The following is a 1,908-nucleotide window of genomic DNA, read 5'->3' on the forward strand; positions in this document are numbered from 1 at the left end:
ATCAAACTTGGCCCGTAACACAAGGACAGGCAGACGCACAGGCATGACCCACCGTCCCACCAACTCCAGCAGAACAAGCAGTAATTGAAATACAAGCCCGTCAAAGGTGTCGGGCTGTGCCAGGTCGCCGTGCACCTGGCCGCGGTCACCGCGTCCGTGCGGGTGGTGATCGATCGGGCCCTGCCGAAGGACTGGGCCGCGGACGAGGAACGCCGCGACCTGGCCGGCGTCCCGGAAGAGATCATGTTCGCGACGAAGCTGCAGCAGACCTCCGCCATGGTCGCCAACGCGCTTGAGCTGGGTGTGAAGGCGCGCTGGTTCGCCGGCGACGAGGTGTACTGCGGCCATGAACTGCGCAGGGATCTGCGGGAGCTCGGGCTCGGCTACGCGGTCGGTGTGTCCCACGCATATACCGTCACGGATGGAGCGGGCCGCCGGTGGACGGCCCGCCAGATGGTCAACAAGGTGCTGCCGCACGAGTGGATGCGCATGCGGACCGGACACGGAACGAAGGGCACCCGCGAGTACGACTGGGCCTGGCTCGATGTTCGCGCGGACGACACCCCAGGCGGACACGCAGACGACGGCACCAGCGTCCTGGTCGCCCGCCGGCACCGGTACACCGGCGAAATCTCCATCTTCCGCTGCTGGTCGCCCGCACCGGTCACTCTCGCCCAACTGGTGGACGTCATCTGCCGACGGTGGCGGATCGAGGAGACTTTCCAACTCGGCAAGACCTTCACCGGCCTGGACGAAGGACAGGTGACCTGCTGGAACTCCTGAATGCGCTGGTCACTGTTCTCCCTTGTCGCATCCGCCGTCCTCGCCCTGACCACCGCCGCCACGACCACGATAGTCCCTGCCGAACCGCCCCCGTCTCGTCCCGTTGACCTGCCCCGAACTCGTACGGCTTCTGCGAGCGTTCGTCCTCAAACCACCAGTCAGGGACACGGAACACACCCTGCACTGGATGGCCTGGCGCCGCCACCACCAGGCCCTCGCACGAGCCTGCCACCAGCACCGACACGCTCTCCAGGACCAGCCATGACCCGAACTACAGCTGCCGTGTCAGTGGTGGCGACCCCCTACGGGCCTTGACCCCTGATCTTGGGCACACGAGGCATTGGATCTGTGGATCTGAGAACGGACATCTCGTGGCCATGAAGAACTATCCGCCGTAGTTCAAGGCGGACACCGTCGCGCTGTGCCAGTCGCGGCCCGAGGCGACGATCAGATCGGTTGCCGCCGATCTGGGGATCAATCCCGAGACCCTGTGGAACTGGGTCCGGGTGGCCGGACTGAGTCGGCCGCGGGGGCGCCGGGGAAGAGGTGCCGACTGAGCCGCCGACGCCGCTGGAGGCAGAGAACGCCGCTCTGCGGAAGAAGATCCGCGAGCTGGAAGAAGAGCGTGAGATCCTGCGGAGGCGGCGAAGTTTGTCGCCTGCCAGACGCCCTGGTACCGCTTCCAGTTCGTCGCCGACCACCAGCGCCGCTCTGGGAAGCGGCTGTGCCCCATCTTGGGCATCGCCCGCTCCAGCTTCTACTACTGACGCCGCACCGCAGGCGACCGGGCGACCCGGCAGGCGGCCGACGTCAAGCTCGCGATGGGCATACGCAAGGTTCACCACGACTCCGGCGGCACCTACGGTGTCCCCAGGATCACCGCCGAACAACGCGATGGGCGAGCCCGCCCGCAAGAAGATCGCCCGCATCATGCACCAGGTCGGACTGGCCGGACTACGCCTGCACAAAAAGCACCGCACCACCGTCGCCCACCCGGCGGCAGCGAAGGCAGCCGATCTCATCGGACGTGACTTCACCGCCGACGCGGTGAACACGAAGTACGTCGGCGACATCACCTAATGGGCATCGGTGGGGACCAGAGAAGCCTTGACATCACCCAAGCCG

General features: G+C 66.2%; 1 protein-coding gene and 2 pseudogenes. All 3 read left to right on the top strand.

Annotated elements, in window-relative coordinates; all coding sequences use genetic code 11:
• Positions 1–99: 99 nt before the first annotated feature.
• Positions 100–1,048, top strand: a pseudogene (locus PV350_RS46390) (IS701 family transposase); the annotation flags it as partial.
• Positions 1,049–1,193: 145 nt separating this feature from the next.
• A pseudogene (locus PV350_RS46395) lies at positions 1,194–1,340 on the top strand (transposase); the annotation flags it as partial.
• 337 nt (positions 1,341–1,677) lie between these two features.
• The gene (locus PV350_RS46400; RefSeq protein ID WP_500339286.1) at positions 1,678–1,863 is read left to right on the top strand and encodes a hypothetical protein; all 186 of its coding nucleotides are present in this window, start codon (positions 1,678–1,680) and stop codon (positions 1,861–1,863) included.
• The last annotated feature ends 45 nt before the right edge of the window (positions 1,864–1,908 follow it).

This window comes from Streptomyces sp. PA03-6a, assembly GCF_033792765.1.
Taxonomy (GTDB): domain Bacteria; phylum Actinomycetota; class Actinomycetes; order Streptomycetales; family Streptomycetaceae; genus Actinacidiphila.

What these genes read in the sequence shown, in the direction of transcription:
- PV350_RS46400 (WP_500339286.1), top strand. Translation starts at nt 1,678, where the DNA reads ATGGGCGAGCCCGCCCGCAAGAAGATCGCCCGCATCATGCACCAGGTC.